24 protein-coding genes are annotated in these 22335 nt (G+C 69.1%); 13 read left to right on the plus strand and 11 right to left on the minus strand.

Annotation, left to right across the window (positions count from 1 at the left end):
- Positions 1-87 precede the first annotated feature (87 nt).
- Both EV648_RS08065 and EV648_RS08070 read left to right on the plus strand, forming a co-directional pair.
- A complete protein-coding gene (locus EV648_RS08065) occupies positions 88-1668 on the plus strand; it encodes a flavin monoamine oxidase family protein (RefSeq protein WP_132287099.1) in 1581 nt (526 codons plus the stop codon).
- Complete coding sequence (locus tag EV648_RS08070; protein ID WP_132287102.1) at positions 1665-2327, plus strand: Rid family hydrolase; 663 nt, start codon at positions 1665-1667, stop codon at positions 2325-2327. Before EV648_RS08065 ends, EV648_RS08070 begins: the two co-directional genes overlap by 4 nt.
- 33 nt (positions 2328-2360) lie before the next feature.
- Here EV648_RS08070 and EV648_RS08075 read toward each other — a convergent pair whose 3' ends face one another.
- Both EV648_RS08075 and EV648_RS08080 read right to left on the minus strand, forming a co-directional pair.
- The gene (locus EV648_RS08075; protein WP_132189305.1) at positions 2361-2585 is read right to left on the minus strand and encodes a hypothetical protein; all 225 of its coding nucleotides are present in this window, start codon (positions 2583-2585) and stop codon (positions 2361-2363) included.
- Between the two features lie 46 nt (positions 2586-2631).
- The gene (locus EV648_RS08080) at positions 2632-3522 is read right to left on the minus strand and encodes an alpha/beta fold hydrolase (RefSeq protein WP_132287105.1); all 891 of its coding nucleotides are present in this window, start codon (positions 3520-3522) and stop codon (positions 2632-2634) included.
- A 194-nt stretch (positions 3523-3716) separates the two neighbouring features.
- Between EV648_RS08080 and EV648_RS08085 the strand changes: the two genes are divergently transcribed.
- The 3 genes from EV648_RS08085 to EV648_RS08095 all read left to right on the plus strand — a co-directional run bounded on the left by EV648_RS08085 (position 3717) and on the right by EV648_RS08095 (position 7160).
- Positions 3717-4112 carry a nuclear transport factor 2 family protein gene (locus tag EV648_RS08085; RefSeq protein ID WP_132287108.1) on the plus strand — a complete coding sequence of 132 codons (396 nt, stop codon included), beginning with the start codon at positions 3717-3719 and terminating at the stop codon, positions 4110-4112.
- 88 nt (positions 4113-4200) lie between these two features.
- Positions 4201-4767 carry a MerR family transcriptional regulator gene (locus EV648_RS08090; RefSeq protein ID WP_199234493.1) on the plus strand — a complete coding sequence of 189 codons (567 nt, stop codon included), beginning with the start codon at positions 4201-4203 and terminating at the stop codon, positions 4765-4767.
- Positions 4764-7160: a VIT domain-containing protein gene (locus EV648_RS08095; protein ID WP_132287111.1), complete on the plus strand. Its 2397-nt coding sequence runs from the start codon at positions 4764-4766 to the stop codon at positions 7158-7160. Before EV648_RS08090 ends, EV648_RS08095 begins: the two co-directional genes overlap by 4 nt.
- A gap of 245 nt (positions 7161-7405) precedes the next feature.
- Here EV648_RS08095 and EV648_RS08100 read toward each other — a convergent pair whose 3' ends face one another.
- Positions 7406-8722, minus strand: a complete 1317-nt coding sequence (locus EV648_RS08100; RefSeq protein ID WP_199234494.1) for an ADP-ribosylglycohydrolase family protein — start codon at positions 8720-8722, stop codon at positions 7406-7408.
- A gap of 135 nt (positions 8723-8857) precedes the next feature.
- Positions 8858-9295: a hypothetical protein gene (locus EV648_RS08105; protein ID WP_132287114.1), complete on the minus strand. Its 438-nt coding sequence runs from the start codon at positions 9293-9295 to the stop codon at positions 8858-8860.
- A 399-nt stretch (positions 9296-9694) separates the two neighbouring features.
- Here EV648_RS08105 and EV648_RS08110 point away from each other — a divergent pair, with 399 nt between their 5' ends.
- Together EV648_RS08110 and EV648_RS08115 are read left to right on the plus strand one after the other, a co-directional pair.
- Positions 9695-10576, plus strand: coding sequence for an LLM class flavin-dependent oxidoreductase (locus EV648_RS08110; RefSeq protein WP_132287117.1), 882 nt, complete (start codon positions 9695-9697; stop codon positions 10574-10576).
- A gap of 4 nt (positions 10577-10580) precedes the next feature.
- Positions 10581-10961, plus strand: a complete 381-nt coding sequence (locus tag EV648_RS08115) for a cupin domain-containing protein (protein WP_132287120.1) — start codon at positions 10581-10583, stop codon at positions 10959-10961.
- On the opposite strand, the gene aceB is transcribed toward EV648_RS08115, so the two are convergent.
- Positions 10962-12530: a malate synthase A gene (aceB, locus tag EV648_RS08120; protein ID WP_132287123.1), complete on the minus strand. Its 1569-nt coding sequence runs from the start codon at positions 12528-12530 to the stop codon at positions 10962-10964.
- 86 nt (positions 12531-12616) lie between these two features.
- Here aceB and EV648_RS08125 point away from each other — a divergent pair, with 86 nt between their 5' ends.
- Positions 12617-13132, plus strand: coding sequence for a substrate-binding domain-containing protein (locus EV648_RS08125; protein WP_132287126.1), 516 nt, complete (start codon positions 12617-12619; stop codon positions 13130-13132).
- Between the two features lie 130 nt (positions 13133-13262).
- Here EV648_RS08125 and EV648_RS08130 read toward each other — a convergent pair whose 3' ends face one another.
- On the minus strand, positions 13263-14129 hold the full coding sequence (locus tag EV648_RS08130; RefSeq protein ID WP_132287129.1) for an LLM class F420-dependent oxidoreductase: 867 nt from the start codon (positions 14127-14129) through the stop codon (positions 13263-13265).
- The gene (locus EV648_RS08135) at positions 14126-14689 is read right to left on the minus strand and encodes a TetR/AcrR family transcriptional regulator (RefSeq protein WP_132287132.1); all 564 of its coding nucleotides are present in this window, start codon (positions 14687-14689) and stop codon (positions 14126-14128) included. Before EV648_RS08135 ends, EV648_RS08130 begins: the two co-directional genes overlap by 4 nt.
- A gap of 170 nt (positions 14690-14859) precedes the next feature.
- Between EV648_RS08135 and EV648_RS08140 the strand changes: the two genes are divergently transcribed.
- Positions 14860-15909: a glycosyltransferase family 2 protein gene (locus EV648_RS08140; protein WP_132287135.1), complete on the plus strand. Its 1050-nt coding sequence runs from the start codon at positions 14860-14862 to the stop codon at positions 15907-15909.
- Positions 15797-17074: a hypothetical protein gene (locus EV648_RS08145; RefSeq protein ID WP_241994964.1), complete on the plus strand. Its 1278-nt coding sequence runs from the start codon at positions 15797-15799 to the stop codon at positions 17072-17074. The genes EV648_RS08140 and EV648_RS08145 overlap by 113 nt, the downstream gene beginning before the upstream one ends.
- A 61-nt stretch (positions 17075-17135) precedes the next feature.
- On the opposite strand, the gene EV648_RS08150 is transcribed toward EV648_RS08145, so the two are convergent.
- Complete coding sequence (locus tag EV648_RS08150; RefSeq protein WP_132287138.1) at positions 17136-17717, minus strand: TIGR03086 family metal-binding protein; 582 nt, start codon at positions 17715-17717, stop codon at positions 17136-17138.
- Positions 17718-17833: 116 nt separating this feature from the next.
- On the opposite strand from EV648_RS08150, the gene EV648_RS08155 reads away from it, so the two are divergent.
- Both EV648_RS08155 and EV648_RS08160 read left to right on the plus strand, forming a co-directional pair.
- Entirely contained in the window at positions 17834-18370 is a 537-nt protein-coding gene (locus EV648_RS08155; RefSeq protein WP_132287141.1) for an aldo/keto reductase, read from the plus strand.
- A 51-nt stretch (positions 18371-18421) separates the two neighbouring features.
- Positions 18422-18766 carry a YciI family protein gene (locus EV648_RS08160; protein ID WP_132287144.1) on the plus strand — a complete coding sequence of 115 codons (345 nt, stop codon included), beginning with the start codon at positions 18422-18424 and terminating at the stop codon, positions 18764-18766.
- A 52-nt stretch (positions 18767-18818) separates the two neighbouring features.
- On the opposite strand, the gene EV648_RS08165 is transcribed toward EV648_RS08160, so the two are convergent.
- Together EV648_RS08165 and EV648_RS08170 are read right to left on the minus strand one after the other, a co-directional pair.
- A complete protein-coding gene (locus tag EV648_RS08165) occupies positions 18819-20051 on the minus strand; it encodes an MFS transporter (protein WP_132287147.1) in 1233 nt (410 codons plus the stop codon).
- Positions 20051-21559 carry an FAD-dependent oxidoreductase gene (locus EV648_RS08170; protein WP_241994965.1) on the minus strand — a complete coding sequence of 503 codons (1509 nt, stop codon included), beginning with the start codon at positions 21557-21559 and terminating at the stop codon, positions 20051-20053. The genes EV648_RS08165 and EV648_RS08170 overlap by 1 nt, the downstream gene beginning before the upstream one ends.
- A gap of 54 nt (positions 21560-21613) precedes the next feature.
- On the opposite strand from EV648_RS08170, the gene EV648_RS08175 reads away from it, so the two are divergent.
- Positions 21614-22021, plus strand: a complete 408-nt coding sequence (locus EV648_RS08175) for a helix-turn-helix transcriptional regulator (RefSeq protein ID WP_132287150.1) — start codon at positions 21614-21616, stop codon at positions 22019-22021.
- Here EV648_RS08175 and EV648_RS08180 read toward each other — a convergent pair.
- On the minus strand, positions 22005-22295 hold the full coding sequence (locus tag EV648_RS08180; protein WP_132287153.1) for an antibiotic biosynthesis monooxygenase: 291 nt from the start codon (positions 22293-22295) through the stop codon (positions 22005-22007). The two genes, EV648_RS08175 and EV648_RS08180, sit on opposite strands and share 17 nt — an antisense overlap.
- Between the last annotated feature and the right edge of the window lie 40 nt (positions 22296-22335).

Here is a 22335-nt window from a genome sequence, read left to right on the forward strand (position 1 = left end):
CAATCCCTCACCGCACGGATACAGCCAGGAAACACTTTGTTCTTACCTTTCTAGGCAGCTACCCCACCCGCCTAGTGAGGAGTGCAAATGGCCCAGACCCGACGGCAATTTCTGCAGCAGGTCGGTATCGCCGGTGGTGCCGGTGTGCTGTATTCGACGATGGGAGCCCTCGGGCTCAGCGCCGCGGCCGAGACGCCCGCGTTCGCCGCGCCGACCCGCAACGACCTGAACGGTCGCAGCAAGAAGCATGTGGTGATCCTCGGCGCCGGGATCGCCGGCCTGACCTCGGCGTACGAGCTGGGCAAGGCCGGGTACAAGGTGACCCTCCTGGAGGCCCGTCAGCGCCCGGGCGGCCGGAACTGGACGGTCCGCGGCGGCACCCAGGAGACGGACCTGAAGGGCACCACCCAGCGCGCGAAGTTCTCGCCCGGCCAGTACATGAACGCCGGCCCCGGCCGGATCCCGCAACACCACGTCACGCTCGACTACTGCCGCGAGCTCGGCGTCGCGATCGAGCCGTTCGTGAACCAGAACGCCGACGCGTACCTGTACCGCGAAGGCACCACATCCCTTTCCAACAAGGCGATCCGGCATCGCACGGCCAAGGCCGACGTCTACGGCTACGTGTCCGAGCTGCTCGCCAAGGCCACGGACCAGGGCGCCCTCGACAGCACCCTGACCGCCGCCGACAAGGACGCGGTGATCGGCTTCCTGCGCAGCTTCGGGGCCATCGGCACCAAGACCGACGGCTTCGCCTACACCGGCACCGACGGCCGCCGCGGCTACCAGGTCGAGCCCGGCGCCGGGCTCGAGGGCGGCACCACGGCCTCGCCGTACGCGCTCAGCGACGTGTTCGCCAGCGGCGTCGGCAACTACTTCTCGTTCGAGTTCGGCCGGGACCAGGCGATGATGATGTTCCAGCCGGTCGGCGGGATGGACCGGATCCCGTACGCGTTCGAGAAGGCGATCGGCCGGGAGAAGTTCGTGTACGGCGCCAAGGTGCTCGGGCTGCGCAACACCTCCGACGGTGTCGAGGTGGTCTACAGCACGGGATCCCGGCCGCGGGAACTCAAGGCCGACTACGCGATCTGCGCGCTGCCGCCGCACATCGCCGCCACGGTGCCGTCCAACCTGCCCACCGACATCATCGCCGCGCTGCAGTACGCCCGGCCGACGAACGCCGGCAAGCTCGGCATCGAGTACTCCCGCCGCTGGTGGGAGCTCGACCACCGGATCTACGGCGGCATCACCAACAGCAACCTCGACCTGGTGAACACCTGGTACCCGTCCACCGGGTTCCACGGTGACCGCGGCACCCTCATCGGCTACTACAACACCGGCGCCAACGCTACCGCGTACGGCGCTCTCAGCCCGGCCGCCCGGTTCGAGCGAGCCATTGCCCAGGGCACCAAGATCCACGGCGACGTGTACTCCGAGGACATCGCGGCCTCGTTCTCGGTGGACTGGGCCAACACGGAGTACTCTCGCGGTTCGTGGGTCGGCTGGCCCTCGCAGACCGACGGCAGGTACGCGAAGCTCCTCGATGCCACCGGCAACATCTACTTCGCAGGCGACCACCTCAGCCACACCATCGCCTGGCAACACGGCGCGATCGTCTCCGCCCGGGCGACCGTGACCTCCCTGCACAGCCGGGTGATGACCCGATGAAGCGGAAACTCCTGACCGGCATCGCGGTCATCGCCCTCTCGTTCACCACTGGAGCGGCCGGAGCGACCACAGCCGCCGGCTGGTGGGACCGGCCGAAGCCCCCGCAGCCCGGCACCGTAGTACCGGCTCTGCCTGCTGGGCAGGCTAATCCGATGATCGCCAACGGGGTCGGCATCGGCGCAAGCACGCCCATCTACAAGACCAGCGGCCTCGGCCCGAGCGCCCTGAACGCCGGAGCGCCCGCCGGCAGCGAGGCGGCGTACATCGACACAGTCGTCTTCCCTGGCGGCACTCTGCCGGCCGGCGTCACCATCACCGAGGCGCAAGGCATCAACGCGTTGCGTCGCATCGGCGAGAACCTCGAAGCGGCCGGCCTGTCGTACGAGGACGTCTACACGATGCGCGTCTTCCTGCAGAACCCCGCAGGCGCCGCCACCGCGGACTTCGCCGGCTGGAACCGCGCCTACCGCCAGTACTTCGCCAACACCGACCTCACCACCGGCAAGTTCGTTCCCGTCCCTCTGGGCACGGCGGCGCCCGCCAAGCCCTTCTACGTCAACAAATCCCGCCCGTCCCGCTTCGCCCTCGAGATCGAGAACCTCCCCGTCAACGGCTGGCTCGTAGAGGTAGAAGTAGACGCCGCCTACCCCAAGCGCTGACCACTCCGGCGTCATACGCACCACGTGGAGCGGTTACAGGACCGCCCCACGTGGTGCAACCTCGACGGCGGAGACGCCCCGCGCATAGAGCACCATGAGCCGGTCGCCATGTCTGCACCGGAGCAGACCGTCGTTGTCGGCAAGCGCTGCAACAGCATGCTCGACGACCTCGTCATCATCCGAGGAGCCGGATTCCTCGTAGGTGACATCCAGGTGATCGCCGCTGATGAGCCGGACACGCAACACGATGCCTTTCATGCCCGCAGCGTAGGCGTGTCGGTCACCAACCGCCATCCACACGCCGCTAGGCAGCACGGGCGGCGGAGAAGGCAGCTAACACGGCCTCGGGCTGCTCGAAGGCGGGGTCGTCCGCGGCGTCTTCGATGACGTGCAAGGGCCATCCGTAGCGGAGGCTTGCCCGCTGGGCCACGTCCAACGGAGTCTGGCGGTCATGGCGCCCCCAGATGAGGGTCGTGGGCACCGAGATCCTCGCCAACTGCTCCTCCGGTATGGCGCGCCACGCCAGCCCGGGCATCATGCCTCGGAGCGCGGCCTTCTGGTCGGGTGAGTTGGCGCCCTCGAGGGCACACGTCATGAGCGGCTGCCAGAGCGGACCAAGCTGGTCCCGCAGACTGTTCATGTCGACGAAGCAGTGCCGGAAGAACCGGTCACGGCTGCCGGCCGTCGGTCGCGCGAGGAAGTTGATCAACGTGAGCGTGAACAGCGGCGATGGCCGGAGTCGACGCAGGCCGAACGTGTCGACCAGGACAAGCCCACGGAGCTTCTCGCCGTGAGCGACGGCGAATCGCGCACCGATGGCACCACCGAGCAGGTGACCCGCCAGGTCAGGAGGCGATGGGCACGTCTGCTCGATCAGTTCTCCAAGCCACGCGAGCACCCGGTCTACGTCGAGTGGCGCGTCCCCCACCCGAGAAGCGCCATGGCCCGGCAGGTCGGGAACGATCACTCGATTGGTCTTCACAAGCTCCGGAACCACCCGAAGCCAGGTGAAGGCGAACTCCCCAGGTCCATGCAGCAGGACGATCGGCGGCCCATCACCCCCGGTCAGCACCGCGGTCGAGATACCGGCCAGCATCAGTCGTCGCGCTGTCACCGGGGTCGCCGCCAGCAACTGGTCCCGGGCCCGGTCGCCGTCACCTGCGCGATCTCTCTTCTCTACCTCGGGTTTGCTCATGGCGATGGCCTCCCAGCAGAACGTCCAGGCCCCGACGCTAGGCCGAGCCGCGACGTGAGCGCATCCGAAGGAATGCCCATTTCAGCCAGACCCGGATGGGTAAGCCTGTGTAGAGCCTGATGCTGCAGCCTGCGGGCGGTTGACCGTGCTTGCGTTCCCGGGGAGAGTCGTGAGCGGATTGAGGTGGTGGGCCGATGGACCACAAGACCGCTCAGGGCTGGCTCGACCGGTACGTCGAGGCGTGGCTGTCCTACGATCCGGGCGACATCTCCGGACTGTTCAGCGAGGACGTCCAGTACCGCTACCACCCGTATGACGAGCCGATCGTCGGCCGAGCCGCCGTCGTCGCATCCTGGCTCGGGGAGGGCGAGTCGGACAACGCCTCCACGCGCGACGCACCCGGCACCTACGAGGCGGAGTACTCCCCGGTCGCGGTTGACGGTGATGCCGTGGTGGCCACCGGCGTTTCGCAGTACCGCGGGGTGCCTGGCGGGCCGGTCGTCAAGGCCTACGAGAACTGCTTCGTGATGCGCTTCGACGGCGCAGGACGCTGCCGTGAGTTCACCGAGTACTTCCTCCGCCGCCCCTGAACGATCCGCGGCATCAACCACCTCAGGATGGTCGGACCCGTCCGGGTAGAACGTTGACAGTGTCATATGACAGTGTCATGATCCGCAGATGGAACTGTGGACGCTTGCGGAATTGGCGGAACGGGTGGAAGCGGCGCTGGCCGACTACCCGGGCCAGGTCAATGGCCGGGTGCGTGCCGTTCCGGACGGGCGGGCGATCCGCTGGTACACCACCATCGGCCTGGTCGACCGGCCGGCCGAGATGCGCGGCCGCACCGCTCTCTACAGCCGCCGCCATCTGCTGCAGTTGGTCGCGATCAAACGACGGCAGGCGCAGGGACACACGCTGGCGCAGATCCAGGCCGAGCTGGCCGGCGCGACCGACGAGTCCTTGCAGCCGATCGCCGCTCTCATCGCCGACCCGCCCCAGCCCACTGCCGACGCTCTCCGACCCTCCCGATCCCGCTTCTGGACCGATCGACCGACGCCAACCCCGGAGCCGGCGGCAGCCGAGTTGGTCACCGCGATCCGGATTGCCGACGGCGTCACCGTGGTGCTCGATCATGCGGCCACCACCACCCCGGATATCACACGACTGGCCGCTGCCGCCGCTCCGCTGCTCGCCGAACTGGCCCGGCAGCGGCTGCTCACCCGACCGTCAGGAGACGAGACATGACCGTTCTACCCACTGTCGGCCCGGCTGAACTGCGGGACGACGCCGACGCCGGCCTGGGCGCGCTGCAGACCGAGCGAGGAAACCTGCCGCTGGAGCGGATCGACGTCCACGCCACCATCACCGGTCTGGTCGCCCGGACGGTGCTGACCCAGGACTTCCACAACCCGCATGACGTTCCGCTGGAGGCGACGTACATCTTCCCGCTGCCCGACCGGGCCGCGGTGACCGGTCTGCGGATGACAGCCGACGACAGAACCGTCGATGCTGAGCTACAGGAGCGTGCCGAGGCCCGTGCGACGTACGACGCGGCGCTGGCGGCGGGCCAGCGGGCGTCGATCGCCGAGGAGGAGCGGCCCGATGTATTCACCCTCCGGGTAGGGAACATCGTGCCCGGCGAGCGGGTGACAGTGCGGCTGACACTGGTCGGCCCGCTCCCGTACGAGGACGGCGAGGCGACGTACCGGCTGCCGCTGGTGGTCGCGCCGCGCTACATCCCGGGAGCACTGCTGCCCGCGCGCAGTGTCGGCGACGGGGTGGTACCGGATACCGACGCGGTACCGGACGCCTCCCGGATCACCCCGCCGATCTTGTTGCCCGGCTTCCCCAATCCGGTCCGGTTGAGCATCCGGGCCGACGTGGACCCGGCCGGGTTGCCATTGCACGGCATCCGGTCCAGCCTGCACGCGATCGGCACGGAGACCGGCGACCGGATGACCAGTGTCGCGATCAACCCGGGCGAGCGCGTGGACCGGGACTTCATCCTGAGGCTGGCGTACGGCGAGGCCGAGGTGACCGCCACCACCTTCACGGTCGAGCCGGACCAGGACGATGAGGGAACGTTCGAGCTGACCGTGCTGCCACCGCTCGAGGCCACCGTGCCGCGACCCCGGGACGTCGTACTGGTCCTGGATCGTTCCGGCAGCATGAGCGGCTGGAAGATGGTCGCGGCCCGGCGGGCGGCCGCGCGGATCGTGGACACGTTGACGGCTGCCGACCGATTCGCCGTGCTGACCTTCGACACTGTGGTCGAACGGCCGGCCGGGCTGCCGGAAGGTTTGTCCGACGGCACCGACCGGCACCGGTTCCGCGCCGTCGAGCACCTGGCCGGAGTGACCGCCCGGGGCGGCACCGAACTGCTCGCGCCGCTCCGGGAGGCGGCCGCGTTGCTGAGCACCGACGGCGAGCAGGACCGCGTCCTCGTCCTCGTGACCGACGGACAGGTCGGCAACGAGGACCAGATCCTGTCGGAGCTTGGCGCGACACTGGGCGGCCTGCGGATCCACACGGTCGGCATCGACCGGGCCGTGAACGCGGGCTTCCTCGGCCGGCTGGCCGGTCTCGGCGGCGGCCGCTGCGAACTCGTCGAGAGCGAGGAACGCCTGGACGAGGCACTGGACCGGATCCACCGCCGGATCGGTACTCCGTTGCTCACCAACCTCGCGCTGTCGGTCGACGGGTTCACGTTGCTGGACGACTCCATCAGCCCGGCGCGGATGCCCGACGCCTTCGCCGGTGTCCCACTGGTACTGCGCGGGCGGTATCGCGGTTCGACCGAGAACGCCGTCGCTCAGTTGCACGGCATCACCGCCGCGGGCGAGAAGTGGCAGGTGACGGTGCCGGCGGTCCGAGCGGAGGGCGCTCTCGCCGCGGTGTGGGCGCGCAGCCATCTGCGCGACCTCGAGGACCGGTACGCCGCCGGAGCCGGCGACTCACAGGCGCTGGAACACAGGATCGTCGCGGTGTCTCTGCGGCACCACGTGCTGTGCCGGTTCACCGCACTCGTGGCCGTGGACTCCCGGGTCGTCGCGGAAGGTGGTCCGCAACACCGCGTGGTCCAGCCCGTCGAACTGCCTTCTGGCTGGGACGCCCAACAGTTCTCGGGCCTCCAGTTCGCCGGCCCTGCCGCCGCCCGCCCGGCGGGTGACGCGGCGATGCCGTTGTCCAGGTCGCTGTCGTCCGCGCCGCTGTCGTCCGCACCGCCTTCGTACGCGGCGCCAGCGGGCCACGCGCTCGGGGCACGTAGGGCGCGGGCCGGCGGAGTCCGCCTCGGAATGGCAGCCCAGGGGGGACGGGATCTCGACAAGGACCTGTTGGCCGCCGCACAGGCGCAGGCTGCCGCCGAGGCGCAACTGCTCCGGAACGCCGGTACACCGCCGACACCGGAACGGCTGACCATCCTGTCCGACCTGGCCAGCCGCCTCGACGCCCTGATCAAGTACGTCGGACCGCAGGCCGACCCGCTGCGCGAACTCGTCACCGCCCTCGCGGCCTGCGAAGGCCCGACCCCACCCCGCGGCGCCGAACTGGACGCCCTGTGGCAGCAGGCCCTGGACGTCCTGGACACGTTCGCCGGTACACGGTCGACCTCGCGCACCTTCTGGAAGCGCCGTTGAACCACCCCAACGGTCAGTGGTTGCCAGCAGCAACGACCCCCGTGACACCCGGCATGTCGACGTCTTGCTACGGCTCTTCTGAGAGTTCGTCCTGCAATGCGTCAACAAGCCCGCTGTATTCAACCCAATCCTTGTGCTCGGCGTAGAAGTGTTCCAGCTCGTGCCCTGTCAGCCGCTGAATCACTTCACCGCTGTAGTGGAACTCGGACGGGAAGCCCTTGGGTGCGAGTGGTGCTGGCAGGAACTCAGCCGAGGTTGTTGGCGGGATCCTCGGTGTCCCGGACGTCGCGGCGGACAAGCGCGTATCGGCGTGCCTGTCCGGTGGAGTCTTCCAGGGTCAGCACCGTCACCTCGCGGCTGAGCGCGTCGGTGCCCCGTCCCACCCGTGCGGTCATGACGAGCGGCTCGCCTTGCCCGTACTCCTCGACCTTCGCGGGCTGGCGGTTCTGCCGGAACAGATAGTGGGTGACGCGGATGTGGATGGCGCCGGCAGGGTGTTGTTCCCAGGTGAAGCGTTCCGTTTCGGTGGCCAGCGCGTTGGCGTGTTCGAACCAGCCGGTCCCTCGGGCCAGGAAGGCGACGCGAAGTCCTTCCATCGCCCCCATGTAGAGCACATCGTCGGCCCACAGACCGAGCAGGGACGAATCGTTTGCGTCGGTGGGGCCGGATGTCACGGTGGCGGACCCCCAGGAGAGCAGGCGGGCGTCCAGGCGCCAGAGGTAACCCCGCCCGTAGGGGCCGTTCTCCAGGTCGCGTTCCAGCACACGAGGCAGATCGTGGGCTATTTCTTGCGAGCGTGACGCCGCGGCCATCGCCATGGTGGCGACGGTGTCGACATCGCCGGTGAAGGCGACGCAGGTGCGCAGGATCTCGCTCAGACTGCCGCTGGTAGGCGTTGTGATCGCGGTGAGGGCCGCTCGAACGCTCATCCAGCCGCGTGCGCCTACCTTGCCGCGCCAGGGTCGCGACCAGCCGCCGGCACCACCACTCGATAGCAACTGGTGGTCGACCCAACGTGCCACCTCTGCCACCGGCCCCAGTTCGAAGTGGCAATAGTGCACTGCCAGCGCGGCGGCCTGCGCGGCCTCGATGCCGGCCGGCGTATCGTGCGTTACGCGAGCCTGTACGGCGGCGTGGTGCAGCACGTCGGACACCGTCGGCAGCAGGCCAATAGGGCCGGCCCGCATGGCCGCACCGCTCTTGTCGCTGTCCGGATTGATCCGGAACAACAACTCCTCGCCATCACCCACCTCGCGCAGCAGCCGGTAGAAGCCGTCGGCGTACCCCTCGCGCTGATCTCGTTTGAAGACGCGGACGAACTGGTCGGCCAGCCGCTGTGCGGTCCACGGGCCACCCGAAATCAGCAGTTCGGTGATGGCGATGGTCATCTGCGTGTCGTCGGTGTACGCGCCCGGACGAACACTTGAGTGGGCTGGATGCTGGACGTATCCCTCCAAGGTGTTGTGGGTTGCCACGAATCCCGGATCCGCATACTCGAACCCAGCCCCATAGGCGTCACCGACAGCCAGTTCGACCAGCACCGCACCCTCCCACCTGCTCACCAAAGACCATCGTGGACCAAGCTCTTCACGATCGAGCACTACGCGGACAACGTCTGGGACCAGGACGAGGTTCGCGCCGTAGCTGGCTTCACGGTCGACGAGTTCGCGTCGCTGAGGCGAACGCGGAACGACGCGCTACGTGTCGTACTCCAGTCCGTCCCAGGGTTCGTAGTACGCGATGAAGTCCCCCGGCTCGATGTTGATGGAGTACACGCCGTCAAACTGATCGCCCAGCCAGCCAAAGGTCACACCCTCGACCTCCGCGGCGAACGGCTCGACCTCGATCGGCTCCAGGACGTACTCGCCGAGCTCGGCCAGCCGAGAAGCGACGAGCCCGTCCGCACTGGCCGGACCTGCCTGACCTGGGGGAAGCCCTGCAGGACGAGCAACCTTGTCGACTCTCACCTCGTCGAACGTGCCGTCGGCCTTCCACAGGAACAGCCCGACATAGGCCGACCTTGGATCGAACAGTTCATCGCTCAGGAAGAACTTACGTCCGTCCTCGGCGGTTCCGGCGTAGGGCACGTGATAGTCGTCAGGAACGATCGTGAAACGTGCGGGTGCTTGGTCCATGGCAACTCCTTCACCTGGGGTCTGCCGGCGTCGACGCACACCCGGCCTGTGCGGCGAACAGTGAAGGCGCGACCGTGCACAGCAGGACGGGACGCAGTGGGAAGCGAGGCACGGCTCGCCTCGCCCGCGGCGCCAACATCGACTGAATCACGGCGCACAACCTATGGCCGACGCCGTCCCTCTGAACCCATTCTCGGACCACCGTTACCAGACCGTCTCCTCCCCTGACTGGGATGGACCCAACGACGCGCGCTCTCTGCTACCGACGGCCGCCCAATCTGGGCGGCCGTCGGGTTGTTGTGGCTACGGCTCGGACGGGCGGCCTACCCAGCACCGATTGACAGCATCCCCGACGGGTCGCACGCTGCAGGAGGCGGTGTCAGGCTGAGGGGAGGCGGCATGCGGTACGGGGTCTATCTGCCTAACCAGGGGGCGTTTGCCGAGGTGGGCGTGCTCGTGGAGTTGGCGCGGGCGGCTGAGGAGGCTGGGTGGGACGGGGTCTTCATCTGGGACGAACTGTTGCCGTTGCATGCCCACAACGACGCGGTACGGGCCGTGCTCGGCGAATCCGATGATGCGGCTGACGCGATGGTGGCGCTGACCGCGGTGGCGGCCGCGACCGAGCGGATTCGGCTTGGCGCTCTCGTGACTGCGGTGGCTCGCCTGAGGCCGGAGGCTTTTGCGCGACAGGCGGTGACGCTCGACCGGTTGTCGGGCGGTCGGCTGGTGGTCGGGGTTGGCCTGGGCCACCCGGACGATCAGTTCACCGCGTTCGGGATGGAAGGGGATCTCCGCACCCGCGCGGCGATGGTGGACGAGTTCCTCGATCTGGTGAACCGGCTGTGGAGTGGTGAAGCGGTGGAGTTCAACGGCAAGTACTACGCCTGTCACGGCGTCGCGATGGCACCGGCATCGGTGCAACGTCCACGGATCCCGATCTGGATCGGCGCCGGCGGCTCGTACCGCGCACCCAGGAGGCGGGCGGCTCGCTGGGACGGGTTCGCGCCTGCGAGTGAGCAATGGCCTGTCGAGGTGATCCCACCCGAGACGTATGCGGAGATCGCCGAAGATCTCCGAGCCGCCGGAGCACCCACGTCGCAGTACGACCTGGTGCTGATCGGGAACGCCGACGCGACCGAGCCGACGCCCGCCACGGTCCCGCAGTACGAGCGATCAGGCGTCACCTGGCTCCTCGTGCAGGCGCTGACCGTTGCCGATGCCAGGGCCCGCATTCTCGCCGGACCGCCTGGTGGCGGGGTGGGACCGGCAGGTTCAGACTGACCGTATGAGTGAGCCGATTCGCGTGTTCAGGCCGGGTGATCTGGTGGCGGCAGACCCGACCTCGGGGATGCTGCGGAGCCGGGCGTTCGAACTTCCGATCCTGTGGGCCGGCCGCGTCGAGACCGCTCCGGGCGCGATCTCCGGATGGCACCACCACGACCTCAACGAATCGAGCCTGTACGTCGTGTCGGGCGTCCTCCGGCTCGAGTTCGAAGGCAGCGACGACTACCTCGACGCGGTCGCCGGCGACTTCGTCCACGTCCCCGCCTACACCGTGCACCGCGAGAGCAACCCCACCGACGAGCCCTCCATCGCCATCATCGCCCGGGCCGGCGGCGGCATCCCCACCGTGAACGTGGACCCGCCGCCGACCCGCTTCAGCTGATCAGGGCATCTGCTCGTAGGCCGGGAGGGTGAGGAAGTCGATGTAGTCGTCGGCCAGGGCTACCTCGAGGAAGGTCTTGCGGGCCTCGGCGTAGCTGCCCGGGTCGTCCAGTTTGGCGATCTCCTCGTCGGCGATCCGGGTGACGAGGTCGCCGGTGACGGTGGTGCCGGTGTCGAGGACGACCTTGTTGTGGCGCCACTGCCAGATCTGCGAGCGGGAGATCTCGGCGGTCGCGGCGTCCTCCATCAGGTTGAAGATGCCGACCGCGCCGGTGCCCTCGAGCCAGGCGGCGAGGTACTGGATCGCGACGCTGACGTTGTTCCGCAGCCCCGCCTCGGTCACCTCGCCCGGCGTCGACGCCACGTCCAGCAACTGCTCCGCGGTGACGTCGACGTCTTCGCGGAGCTTGCCGAGCTGGTTGGCCTCGGAGCCCAGCACCGAGGTGAAGACCGTCTTGCAGATGTCGACCATGCCCGGGTGCGCGACCCAGGAACCGTCGAACCCGTCACCGGCCTCGCGCGTCTTGTCCGCCTCCACCTTCGTGAACGCCTGCTCGTTCACCGCCGGGTCCTTGCTCGGGATGAACGCCGCCATCCCACCGATCGCGTGCGCCCCGCGCTTGTGGCACGTACGGACCAGCAGTTCGGTGTAGGCCCGCATGAACGGCACCGTCATCGTCACCGAGTTCCGGTCCGGCAACTGGAAGTCCGTACCCCGGGTCCGGTACGTCTTGATCACGCTGAACATGAAGTCCCAGCGCCCCGCGTTCAGCCCGGCCGAGTGCTCGTGCAGCTCGTACAGGATCTCCTCCATCTCGAAGGCTGCCGGGTACGTCTCGATCAGCACGGTCGCCCGGATCGTGCCGCGCGGGATGCCGAGGAACTCCTGCGCCAGCACGAACGCGTCGTTCCAGAGCCGCGCCTCGAGGTGCGACTCCAGCTTCGGCAGGTAGAAGTACGGCCCCTGCCCGCGGCCGAGCTGCAACTGCCCGCTCGCCGCCAGGTAGAGCGCGAAGTCGACGAGCGAACCCGACGTCACCTCGCCGTCCACGAGCAGGTGCTTCTCCGGTAGGTGCCAGCCGCGCGGCCGGACCACGATGGTCGCGAGCTCCTCGTCCGGCTTCAGCTGGTACGACTTGCCCGCCTCGCTGGTGAAGTCGATCTTCCGGGTGATCGCGTCGAGCAGGTTCAGCTGACCGCCGACCACGTTGTCCCAGGTCGGCGTGTTCGCGTCCTCCTGGTCCGCGAGCCACACCTTGGCGCCGGAGTTCAGCGCGTTGATCGTCATCTTCCGGTCGGTCGGCCCGGTGATCTCCACCCGCCGGTCCACCAGCCCCGGCGCCGGGTCGGCCACCCGCCAGGACGGGTCGTCCCGGACGCTCGCGGTCTCCGGCAGGAAGCCGAGCGAACCACCCGCGGCGATCTCGGCGACCCGCTCCCGCCGCTTGTCGAGCAGCTCCAGCCTCCGGCCGTTCAGCTCCCGGTGCAGCAACCCGATCAGTTCCAGAGCCCGCTCGCTCAGGATCTCGTCGTACCGCTCGTGCATCGGTCCAAGGATGTCGACTGACACAGACAGCTCCTGTCTCGGGTGGTGTCCCACCTGCTCAGCTCAGAACCACGACTTCGTGATCGGTCACGCGCGCTACTTCGACCGTAATCCAGCCGTCCTCGACGCTCACCTCGGCCTCCCCGCCGGCGACCAGGAGTTCGGCACACTCGCGCTCGAACGGCACCTCCCGCGACCGCGACCTCGGCTTCCGCGCCGCGCTCGCGGAGGCCGGGGTGTCGATCAAGGAGCGAAACGTGATCAGCACCGGGGTCTCGCACGACCACGGTCATGCCGCGGCGGTGCAATTGCTCTCGGCGGAGCAGCCGCCGACTGCGATCTACACGGTGACCGACCTGCTCGCGTTCGGGCTGCTCGACGGCGGCCGCGCCCTGGGCGTCAAGGTCCCCGAGGACGTCTGGGTGATCGGGTTCGACAACACCGACCTGGCCTCCTGGGAGGCGTTCGACCTCACGTCCGTGAACCAGCCGATCCACGCGATCGTCGAGCAGGGCATCGACCTACTCCGCCGCCGGATCGGCGATCCGGCGGCAGAGGCCACCATCATCAATCTGCCGTGCCCGCTGGTGGTCCGTGGCTCGACGGCCAACACCGTCATCGGCTGAAACTCCGTGGCGGTAACGCGCCCGGCAAGGGACGGCGGCACCCGCGTCCCGGGGTACGGATTATGAATTTCTTGTTTCGGCGCAGGCCCGGGAGATCGTCGAGGAGGAAGGCATCACCGTGATCGGCTGCTCAGCGATCCTGCAGCAGTGGCAGGACCTCGCGTAGCACGGCCGCGTGCTCCTCGGGCTTGGCCAGGCCCATGTTCATCGTGTTCACGCACAGGTGGGTGGCGCCGAGCTCGCGCCAGCCGTCGACGAACGCCGGCCACTCCTTCTCGGGCACCGCGCCGAGACTCAGGCGGGCCTCGATCCCGACCTCAGCGGGGTCCCGCCCGGCCTCGACCGCGGATGCGCGGATCAACTCGACCTGGGCACGGGCTTTCCCATCCGGCGGGCTCTGCGGCATCCACCCGTCACCGATCCGCCCGGTACGCCGGAGTACGGCCTCGGCACTTCCGCCGAACCAGACCGGGATGTTCCGGCGCGGCGGCAGCGGGTTGAGCCCGGCCTCGACGACCTGGTGGAAGCGACCCTCGTAGCTGATCACCGGCTCGGCCCAGAGCTTGCGCAGTACGTCGACCTGCTCGGTGAGGCGAGCGCCGCGCTGCTCGAAGGGGACGCCGAGCGACTGGTACTCGACCTCGTTCCAGCCGATGCCGACGCCGAGCCGGAGGCGGCCACCGCTGAGCACATCGACCTCGGCGGCCTGCTTCGCGACGAGCGCGGTCTGCCGTTGCGGCAGCACGAGCACACCGGTGACGAGCTCGAGCGAGGTGGTGATGGCGGCGAAGTACCCGAACAGGACGAAAACCTCATGGAACAAGGACTTGTCGGTGTATCCCTTCCAGCCCGGGCGGTTCGCCGGGCTGGCACCGAGCACGTGGTCGTAGGCGAGGGCATGGGTGTAACCGGCGCTCTCGACGGTCAGGGCCCAGTCGCGGACCACCGCCGGATCCGGACCGATCTCCAACTGCGGGAAGACGGCACCGATCCTCATGCGCTCACTCCTGTCAGCAACGTGATCAACCCTTCCACTGCCTGCTCGAACGGTTGCTCGGAGTCCGCGGCCCGCGCCAGCACGTAACCTCCCTGGAGTACGGCGGCAATGGTCGCCGCCGTCCTGGTGGCGTCCAGCGCGGCCGGGTACTCGCCCGTCTTCTTGCCCTCGGCAATGATCTCGGCGAGCCGGGTGCGGAGCCACTGGAAGGTCTCGTCGATCGGGGCGCGGAGGGCTGGATCGGCGATCACGTCGGGGTCGGAGGTCAGCCGGCCCATCCGGCAGCCCCTGAGCACCGCCCGGTCGCGCTCGAGGTACCGGGTGATCCGGTCGGTCGCCGTACCGCCGCTGCTGAACTGCTCCTCGGCGGCCGCGCGCAACTCGGCGCCGGACCGCTCGATCGCCGCCCTGGCGAGGTCGGCCTTGCCGCTGAAGTGGTGGTACATGCTGCCCTGGCCGGCCTCCGCGGCGAGCTGGATCGCCTTCGGGCTGGTGCCGACGTAACCCCGTTCCCAGAGCAGTTCCTGGGTGCTCCGGATCAACCTTTCCGCTGTCTCCACGCCGCTACTGTACCCACTCGTAGGTACAGCAAATTCGCGATTTTTGTTACCGGCTGATTTCGGTCTGTTGTCCAGCAGGGGGCGATCGGGTGACCTGCCACCGGGGTGGCGGGGCTCGCGACCCGGCCGGACCTGACCCCGGCTGGTCCCAACAGATAGTCTCGGCCACCATGAACACCAGGGTCGCTATCGCCGTCATCACCTTTCGGCGACCCGACCTGCTCAAGTGCCTGCTCGACAGCCTGCTGGCCCAGGAACTTCCGGAGGACTCCGGCTACCAGGTGCGCATCATCGTGGTCGACAACGACGACGAGGGCTCGGCGGGCGAGGTGATCGCACTCGCCGCCAAGGACGGCCGTTTCCCGGTCCAGGCGGCCGCCGAACCCGAGCCCGGCATCCCGTTCGCCCGGGAGAAGTCGGTCCAGCTCGCCTGGGACGACGACGCGCTGATCTTCGTGGACGACGACGAGGAGGCCCCGCCCGGCTGGCTGGCCGCCCTGCTGGACGCGTGGGAGACGACCGGCGCCGATGTGGTCACCGGCCCGGTGAAGGGCATCCTGCCCGAGGGCGCGCCGTCCTGGAACCGGTACAGCGACGTGCACGACTCGACCGGGCGGCACCAGACCGGCGAGGCGCTGAACAAGGCGTACACGAACAACACCCTGGTCGCGCGGCACGTCTACCACTCGGTGACGCCGAGCTTCCACCCCGCCTTCCGCTACACCGGGTCGAGCGACCTGCACTTCTTCCTCCGGGTGCACCGGGCCGGGTTCCGGATCGTCTGGTGCGAGCAGGCCCGGATCGAGGAGAACGTGCCGCCCGCACGCACCACCCTGCGCTGGCTGATTCGCCGCGCCTTCCGCTCCGGTAGCGGCGACACCATCAGCCGGCTGCTGATCCGGCCGGGCGCCGGTGGCTACGCGCTGGTGCTGGCCTATTCTTTGGCCCGGATCGTGTCGGCCGCCGGTTTCGGCCTCGCCGGTCTGGTGCTGCTCCGCAAGGCGTACCTGCTGAAGGCTCTCCGCCGGTTCTTCTCGGGGATCGGCAGCCTTGCGGGGATAGTAGGGATCAACCACGACGAGTACCGGGAGCGGCACCATCCTGACGGTGACGACGCTGTGCCAGGCGATCTGGAAGCTGGAGCGGGAACTGGACCTGCTGACCTGGCAGATCAACGGCGCGCACCCGTGGCCGATCATCCGGATGCGCGTCTTCCATGAGCTGACCAGGCGCAGTGGGCTGCACGGCAACCCGCACCCGGTCCGCCGTACCCGGGCCGACCAGGCACGACTCGTCGGCCGGCACGTCGCGGGCACGGTCACCCGCAACCCGTTCCTCGCCCGCGGGCCGTTCGACGCCCTGGTGGTCCCGCACCCGCGGAAACCGGGCGGTGTCGAGATCTACACCGACCAGCTGCGCGCCGCCCTCGGGGACTCGGCGCTGGTGATCGACTCCGGCATCAACGGGACCCCGCTGGCCGGCAGCCGCAACCTCGACTTCTTCACCTCGGCGTCGGGGGCGATCCCCAGCCGCTCGGTCGACGCGCGGTGCCGCGAGATCGCCGACGCCCTTGAGGGCCTGACCGGGGTCAAGGTGCCGATCGGGGCGCTCGTCGCCCGCGAGCTCCCGAAGCACACCCGGCTCCGCGCGCTCTACCGGTCGCTGCTCAGGCGCCGGCGGATCAAGACCGTGTACGTCGTGGTCGCCTACTTCCACCAGCACATCGTCGGTGCCGCGCGTGATCTCGGGATTCGGGTGGTCGAACTCCAGCACGGCGCGATCAGCCCGTTCCACCTCGGCTACAGCTACCCGGGCCGGCCGGTGGTGGCGGACCAGCCGGACGAGCTGTGGACCTTCGGCTCGTACTGGTCCGAGGTGGCCGAACTGCCGGCCGGGATGCGGACCGAGGTGGTCGGGGCGTCGTTCATCCAGCCGCTCTCGGAGGAGCAACTGGCGGCGAAGGATCCCCAGCGGGTGGTGTTCCTGTCGCAAGGGACGATCGGGCCGCTGCTGCTCGAGTACGCCGTCGCGGTGGCGGAGGCCCGGCCCGAGCTCGAGGTGATCTTCCACCTCCATCCGAGCGAGCGCTCCGGCGACTACCCTGCGCCCTCGTCGGTGCGGGTCTCGTCGGAGGACATCCTCGACCTGTTGGCGTCGGCCACCTACCAGGTCGGGGTGGCGACCACCGCGCTCTTCGAGGGCATGGTGCTCGGGTGCCGGACCGGCGTGGCGGATCTGCCGGGGCACGAATACCTCGACCCGGCGATCGGGCGCGGTGACGCCGTGCTGGTGCCGAGCCCCGAGGCCCTGGTGACCGGGCTGGCCACCTTGCCCCGTACCGCGCACCCCACGGCGTACTACGCGCCCTTCGCGCTGCCGCTCTGACGTCAGCCGTTCGGGGCCCGCAGTACGGGCAGGGCTGCGCAGTACGGGCTGGTGCGGCGGGTTAGGGCGTACGGCCGATGAAGCCCAGGAGGCGGTCCTGCAGCGGGGCGTCGGCCGGTACCACGACCTCCGGGCCGAAGACCTCGATGCCTGGGCCGAAGGCGTCCGGGGTGCGGTACATCTCGATCACCTCGGATGGGATCGAGGAGTTGCTCGACCACAACCGCTCGACGTCGCCGGGGTCCATGGTCTCGTCCTGGCCGGTCGCCCGGGCCAGGTCCCAGCCGTGCAGGACCAGGTCGTCGCTGATCACCTGATCGATGTGCGCCTCGGTCGTCATCCGGCCGGCCGGGGTGTCGGACTCCTGCTTCGCGAGCGCCGGATCGTCCAGCACCGCCTCGACCGCGGCCCGCGCCGCCTGGAACGCCGCCAGCGGGTCCTCCTGCACGGTGGTGGCTCGGTCGAGGGATCGGCCGGCCGGCATCAGCATGTAGCCGTGCATCCCGACGATGTGGTCGACCACATCACGCGCCGTCCACTTCTCGCACGGTGACTGGTCGCCCCACTGCTCCGGCCGCACCGCGGCGACCTTCTGCTCGAACGCCTCCGCCCGGCGGCGATAGCGCTCCGCGATCTCTTCCATCTCGCCCTCCCCCTTGCACTCGGCACCCGGCGCTCGGTCGGCCGCCGTGGCGACGAGTATGCACCTCCGCTCGGACAGTCTGAAGGCACCGCGAGGGCCGGAGTGGCCGCGGCACGATCCGGGCGATCTCCCTCGGCGTGAACCACGCGGACGTCGCGGCCCGCTTCCTCCGCGAGACGGGCCCGTCCGGCCCGGACTGCATCCTGCTCGCCGGTCGCTACACCCTGCTCGACCAGACCGGCGCCGACGAACTCCTCCCGCTCTGCCACGACCTCGGCGTCGCAGTACTGGCCGCCGGCGTCTTCCAGGGTGGCGTGCTCGCCGACTCCTCCGACGGAGCCCCGCACGGCTATAGCACGGTCCCCAGCGCACTTGCTGCGCGCATCAGCGGACTACGCACGCTCTGCCGCCAGTACGACGTACCGCTGCTGGCCGCCGCGATGCAGTTCCCGCTCGCACACCCATCCGTCCCAGCCGTGGTCGTCGGCGCCCGGAGCCCGGCCGAGATCTCCGAGGTGGCGTCCCTGCTCGACGAGGAGATCCCGGCCGATTTCTGGTCGGCGCTCGAGCGGGAAGGCTTGATCGCCGCGAGCGCGTGGGCCGGTGTACCGAGCCCGGTCTCGGTACGGTCGGTCGGCGGGTGGGCTGGCTGATGACCGGCCGGACTGGTTACGGTCAGGGTCTGGCGACCGGAGGGTGGACCGATGCGGTTCATGTTGATGCACAAGTCCAACGAGGGGCTCGAGGCGGGCCAGCCACCTGACCCCGACATGCTGGCGCGCGCCGACGCGGTCCTCGAGGAGATGCGCCAGGCCGGCGTCCTGCTCACCGCCGAGGGCCTGCTCCCGAGCTCCCGCGGCGCCAGAGTCGCCTTCCCGGAGGGCAAGGAGGCCCGAGTCATCGACGGCCCCTTCACCGAGACGAAGGAACTCGTCGCCGGCGTCTCGATCATCCGCGTCGACTCCAAGGACGAAGCCGTCCGCTGGGCCCTCCGCTTCGCCGCCGCCGACCCCGGCACCGAAATAAACATCTTCGAAATAGCCGACTGACCGGCCCGCCGATGCGACCAGCCCGGGAAGCCGGGTCTGCGGCCGGTGGAGGTCACCCCGGCGGACGTCCCAGGCGGAGCGTCAGGGCCAGAGCAGCCGCGGCGGTCAGACAGATGGCGGCGGTGGCGAGGATCAGCGAGCGGTAGCCGACGGTGGTGGCGATGACGGCGGCGCCGAGAGGGGCGGTCGCTCGGGCGATGGTGGTGGGCGTGCTGAGGATGCCCGCGATGGTCGCGTAGTTCTGGTCGCCGTACCGGTCGAGCAGGATCGCAGGGATCGCGATCGAGGCAACGCCGAAGCCCAGACCGAACAGCACCAGACAGCCGGCCGCACCGGCGACGGTCCGGCCGATGAACGGCAGCAGCCCGATCGCAGCAGCTTGCAAGGCGATGATGACCGCCGTGATCGACGCTATGCGCAACCACCGCTGCAACACCGTCGTAAGCACCCGGCCGGTGACCGACAACAGCCCGAGCAGGCCCGTGAGGCTCGCGGCGACCGTGGCCGAATGTCCGAGCCTGGTGAGAAACACGACCAGGTGAACCGCCACGATCGCGAGCGCCGCACCGTGCAGGACGAAGGCGAACGCGAGCAGCCAGAAGCCGACGTCGCGGAGCACCCGGCCCGGCGAACCACTCCGGCGCTCTCGTCCGGCAACCGGCCGCGTACCGCGCAACGCGACCGCGTGCAGCGGAACGGTGACCACGGCAACGATCAGCGCGAGCACGACCAACGCGCCACGCCAGCCGTAGGCGTGGACGAGCAGTCCGGTCAGCGGGATGAAGATCGAACTGGCGAAGCCGGCGACCAGGGTGACGCCCAGCAACGCGTTGGTCCGCTTCCCCGCAGCGGTGACCGCGACGATCACGGCGAACGCCGGCTGGTACAACACCATGGCCGATGCGGCGCCGACAGCGACGAACACCCCATAGAGCGCGACAGCCGTCTGAACCTGCGACCACCCCAGCACCGCCGCGGCACCGAGCAGTGAACCCGCGGTCATCAGAGCATGTCCACCGTGACGATCCAGCCAGCGGCCGACGGGTATCGCCAGTGCCGCGCTCACCAGTACTGCGAGGGTCAGCGCGCCCGTGACCGTCGGCGCGGAGATCCCGAGGTCAGTGCTCATCGGCTCGAGCAGCACGCTGAACGCGTAGTACAGGACGCCGTAGCCGATGGTGGTGCTGACGGCCAGCGCGGCAACCACGTCAGACCGCGAACCGCCGCGGCGACCACCTGTCCCGGCAGAACCGGTGTCGGTGACCGTCGCGGCGGTGCGGAGCATCAGTTGCAGCAGCCCTTTTGGTTGGTGGGCTCGGAGTCGACGATTGTGAGGAGGCCGCCAGCGATGCCGGTGGCAAGGCCTCGGTTGGCTGGGACGGCCAGGTCAACTGCCTGCGGCGCGGGACCGCAGCAGCCTCCGGTGGACGCGGAGTCGCTGTCGCCGTAGGCGAGGTTCGAGGAGCAGACGCCGGTTTCGGGGAGGGCTAGTTGGACGTCGCGCGCGGCGGCCCAGTCGCCGGCGAGGGCAGCTACCACTGAGCGGGCTTGCTCGTAGCCGGTGGCGAGGAGGAACGTCGGGGCGCGGCCGTACGACTTCGCGCCGATCGCGTAGTAGCCCGGCTCCGGGTGGGCGAGCTCGTCGGCACCGTGCGGCGGGACCGTGCCGCAGGAGTGCTGATTCGGGTCGATCAGCGGCGCCAGCGCCCGCGTAGACCCGAGGATCGGATCCAGGTCGAGCCGCAACTCCCCGACGACCCCGTGATCAGGACGGAACCCGGTCGAGTTCACGACTGTGTCAGCGACGACTCTCCGGTCGCCCGCGGCAAGTTCGACCCGGCCGTCGGCGGTCTTCGCGACGGCCTCGATCCGGAAGCTGCTGACCAGTTCGACCCGGCCCGAGCGGACGAGCTTGTGGAGGCGGGAGCCGAGGGCGCCTCGAGCCGGGAGTTCGTCGGCGTCGCCGCCGCCGTAGGTGCGCGCTTGGTCGGCGCCGCGGACCACCCAGACCACTTCGGTACCGGGGACCTGTTCGGCCAGTTCGCCGAGATCCAGCAGCGTCGTCGCGGCCGAGTGCCCCGCGCCGACGACCGCAGTACGGCGGCCGGCGAAGCGCTCGCGGTCACGGCCCAGCACGTCGGGAAGCGCGCGGGAGATCGACCCCGCAGCGTCATCCTCGCCGCGCGCGGGAATGCCTGAGCCGCCGAGCACGTTCGGGCGGCGCCAGGTGCCGGCTGCGTCGACCACCGCCGAGGCGAGGAGTTCGGCGCCATCCGCCAGCCGGACTAGGAACGGCGCCTCCTCGCGGCCCGCAGTACGGATGCGGTCGAAGCCGAGGCGGGTCACGGCGACCACGGGCGCGTTGTAGCGGATCTTGTCGGTCAGCGGCGCGGTCTTCGCCAACGGCGCGAGGTAGGAGTCGATCAGGTCGCCGCCCGTTGGCAGGGTGTCGGGATCGGGCGCGTTCCAGCCACCCGCCTGTTCGAGCAGCCGCCGAGCGGCCGAGTCGATGTCGTAGCGCCAAGGACTGAAGAGCTTGACGTGCCGCCACTCGTCGATCGCGGCGGCGACGCCCGGACCGGACTCCAGCACCACGAAGTCGAGGCCGCGTTCGACCAGGTGAGACGCCGCGGCCAGGCCGATCGGGCCCGCGCCGATGACGACAACAGGCAGGCCGTGGAGGTCGGCCGGCACCTGCGTCCCGTGTGATTCCGGGTGGGTGACACTCATGAGTTCGTCTCCAAGCTGGGGCGTCGGCGGCAGCAGATTCGGCGCCCTGAAATAGATGGTCATCGAAACAACGAGACCAACCTTGCCTCTTGAATAGACAGCTGTCAAGATAGACGCATGTCTAAACAACCGGCGCCCAGCGGGCTCGTGGCCGACCTCGTGGACGATGCCGGCGGTTGCTGTACGCCGATCAGCGAATCCGCGCTCGACCCGGCCCAGGCGATCGAGGGCGCGACCGTCTTCAAGGCGCTCTCCGACCCGATCCGGCTTCGGCTGATGTCGATCATCGCCTCGGCCGGCGACGAGCTCTGCGTCTGCGACATCACCCCGCGATTCGACGTCAGCGGCCCGACGATCTCCCACCACCTGCGCGTACTGCGCGAGGCCGGCCTGGTCGACTGCGAGCGCCGTGGCACCTGGGTCTACTACTGGCCGATCCCCGACCGCCTCCAGTGGCTCTCCAGCCTTCTGGCCACCCCCGTGAACACCCCGGAAGAGTCCAGAGTGATCAGAAGGTCTCGCTGACACCTTCTTCTGCGGTGACGAGAGCATCGATCGCGGCGAAGAAGCGAGCGATGCCGGGGAGGTTGCCGCCCTTGGCACGAGAGGCGGCGAAGTCCTCGGGCGTCGCCCACTCGACGATGTCCAGCCACTCGCCGTCCGGCAGGCGCACCAACTGCGCGCGGATGAACCCGGTCCGGTCGGCCTCGAAGTCCTGCAGCATGCCCGGCCGCGAGGCGAGCAGTTCGTCGGTCTTCTCGGCCGCCACCTTGAACCGGGTCAGTTCGATCGTGCTCATCGCCATCTCCACTAGTCATCGATCCTGATAGTCACTATTG

The sequence above is a fragment of the Kribbella sp. VKM Ac-2568 genome (genome assembly GCF_004345365.1).
GTDB classification, from domain to species: Bacteria; Actinomycetota; Actinomycetes; order Propionibacteriales; family Kribbellaceae; genus Kribbella; species Kribbella orskensis.

Excerpts from the sequence above, each read along its gene's own strand:
- EV648_RS08065 (WP_132287099.1), top strand. The coding sequence starts at position 88 with ATGGCCCAGACCCGACGGCAATTTCTGCAGCAGGTCGGTATCGCCGGT.
- EV648_RS08070 (WP_132287102.1), top strand. The coding sequence starts at position 1,665 with ATGAAGCGGAAACTCCTGACCGGCATCGCGGTCATCGCCCTCTCGTTC.
- EV648_RS08075 (WP_132189305.1), bottom strand. The coding sequence starts at position 2,585 with ATGAAAGGCATCGTGTTGCGTGTCCGGCTCATCAGCGGCGATCACCTG.
- EV648_RS08080 (WP_132287105.1), bottom strand. The coding sequence starts at position 3,522 with ATGAGCAAACCCGAGGTAGAGAAGAGAGATCGCGCAGGTGACGGCGAC.
- EV648_RS08085 (WP_132287108.1), top strand. The coding sequence starts at position 3,717 with ATGGACCACAAGACCGCTCAGGGCTGGCTCGACCGGTACGTCGAGGCG.
- EV648_RS08090 (WP_199234493.1), top strand. The coding sequence starts at position 4,201 with ATGGAACTGTGGACGCTTGCGGAATTGGCGGAACGGGTGGAAGCGGCG.
- EV648_RS08095 (WP_132287111.1), top strand. The coding sequence starts at position 4,764 with ATGACCGTTCTACCCACTGTCGGCCCGGCTGAACTGCGGGACGACGCC.
- EV648_RS08105 (WP_132287114.1), bottom strand. The coding sequence starts at position 9,295 with ATGGACCAAGCACCCGCACGTTTCACGATCGTTCCTGACGACTATCAC.
- EV648_RS08110 (WP_132287117.1), top strand. The coding sequence starts at position 9,695 with ATGCGGTACGGGGTCTATCTGCCTAACCAGGGGGCGTTTGCCGAGGTG.
- EV648_RS08115 (WP_132287120.1), top strand. The coding sequence starts at position 10,581 with ATGAGTGAGCCGATTCGCGTGTTCAGGCCGGGTGATCTGGTGGCGGCA.
- EV648_RS08130 (WP_132287129.1), bottom strand. The coding sequence starts at position 14,129 with ATGAGGATCGGTGCCGTCTTCCCGCAGTTGGAGATCGGTCCGGATCCG.
- EV648_RS08140 (WP_132287135.1), top strand. The coding sequence starts at position 14,860 with ATGAACACCAGGGTCGCTATCGCCGTCATCACCTTTCGGCGACCCGAC.
- EV648_RS08150 (WP_132287138.1), bottom strand. The coding sequence starts at position 17,717 with ATGGAAGAGATCGCGGAGCGCTATCGCCGCCGGGCGGAGGCGTTCGAG.
- EV648_RS08160 (WP_132287144.1), top strand. The coding sequence starts at position 18,422 with ATGCGGTTCATGTTGATGCACAAGTCCAACGAGGGGCTCGAGGCGGGC.
- EV648_RS08165 (WP_132287147.1), bottom strand. The coding sequence starts at position 20,051 with ATGCTCCGCACCGCCGCGACGGTCACCGACACCGGTTCTGCCGGGACA.
- EV648_RS08170 (WP_241994965.1), bottom strand. The coding sequence starts at position 21,559 with ATGACCATCTATTTCAGGGCGCCGAATCTGCTGCCGCCGACGCCCCAG.
- EV648_RS08175 (WP_132287150.1), top strand. The coding sequence starts at position 21,614 with ATGTCTAAACAACCGGCGCCCAGCGGGCTCGTGGCCGACCTCGTGGAC.
- EV648_RS08180 (WP_132287153.1), bottom strand. The coding sequence starts at position 22,295 with ATGAGCACGATCGAACTGACCCGGTTCAAGGTGGCGGCCGAGAAGACC.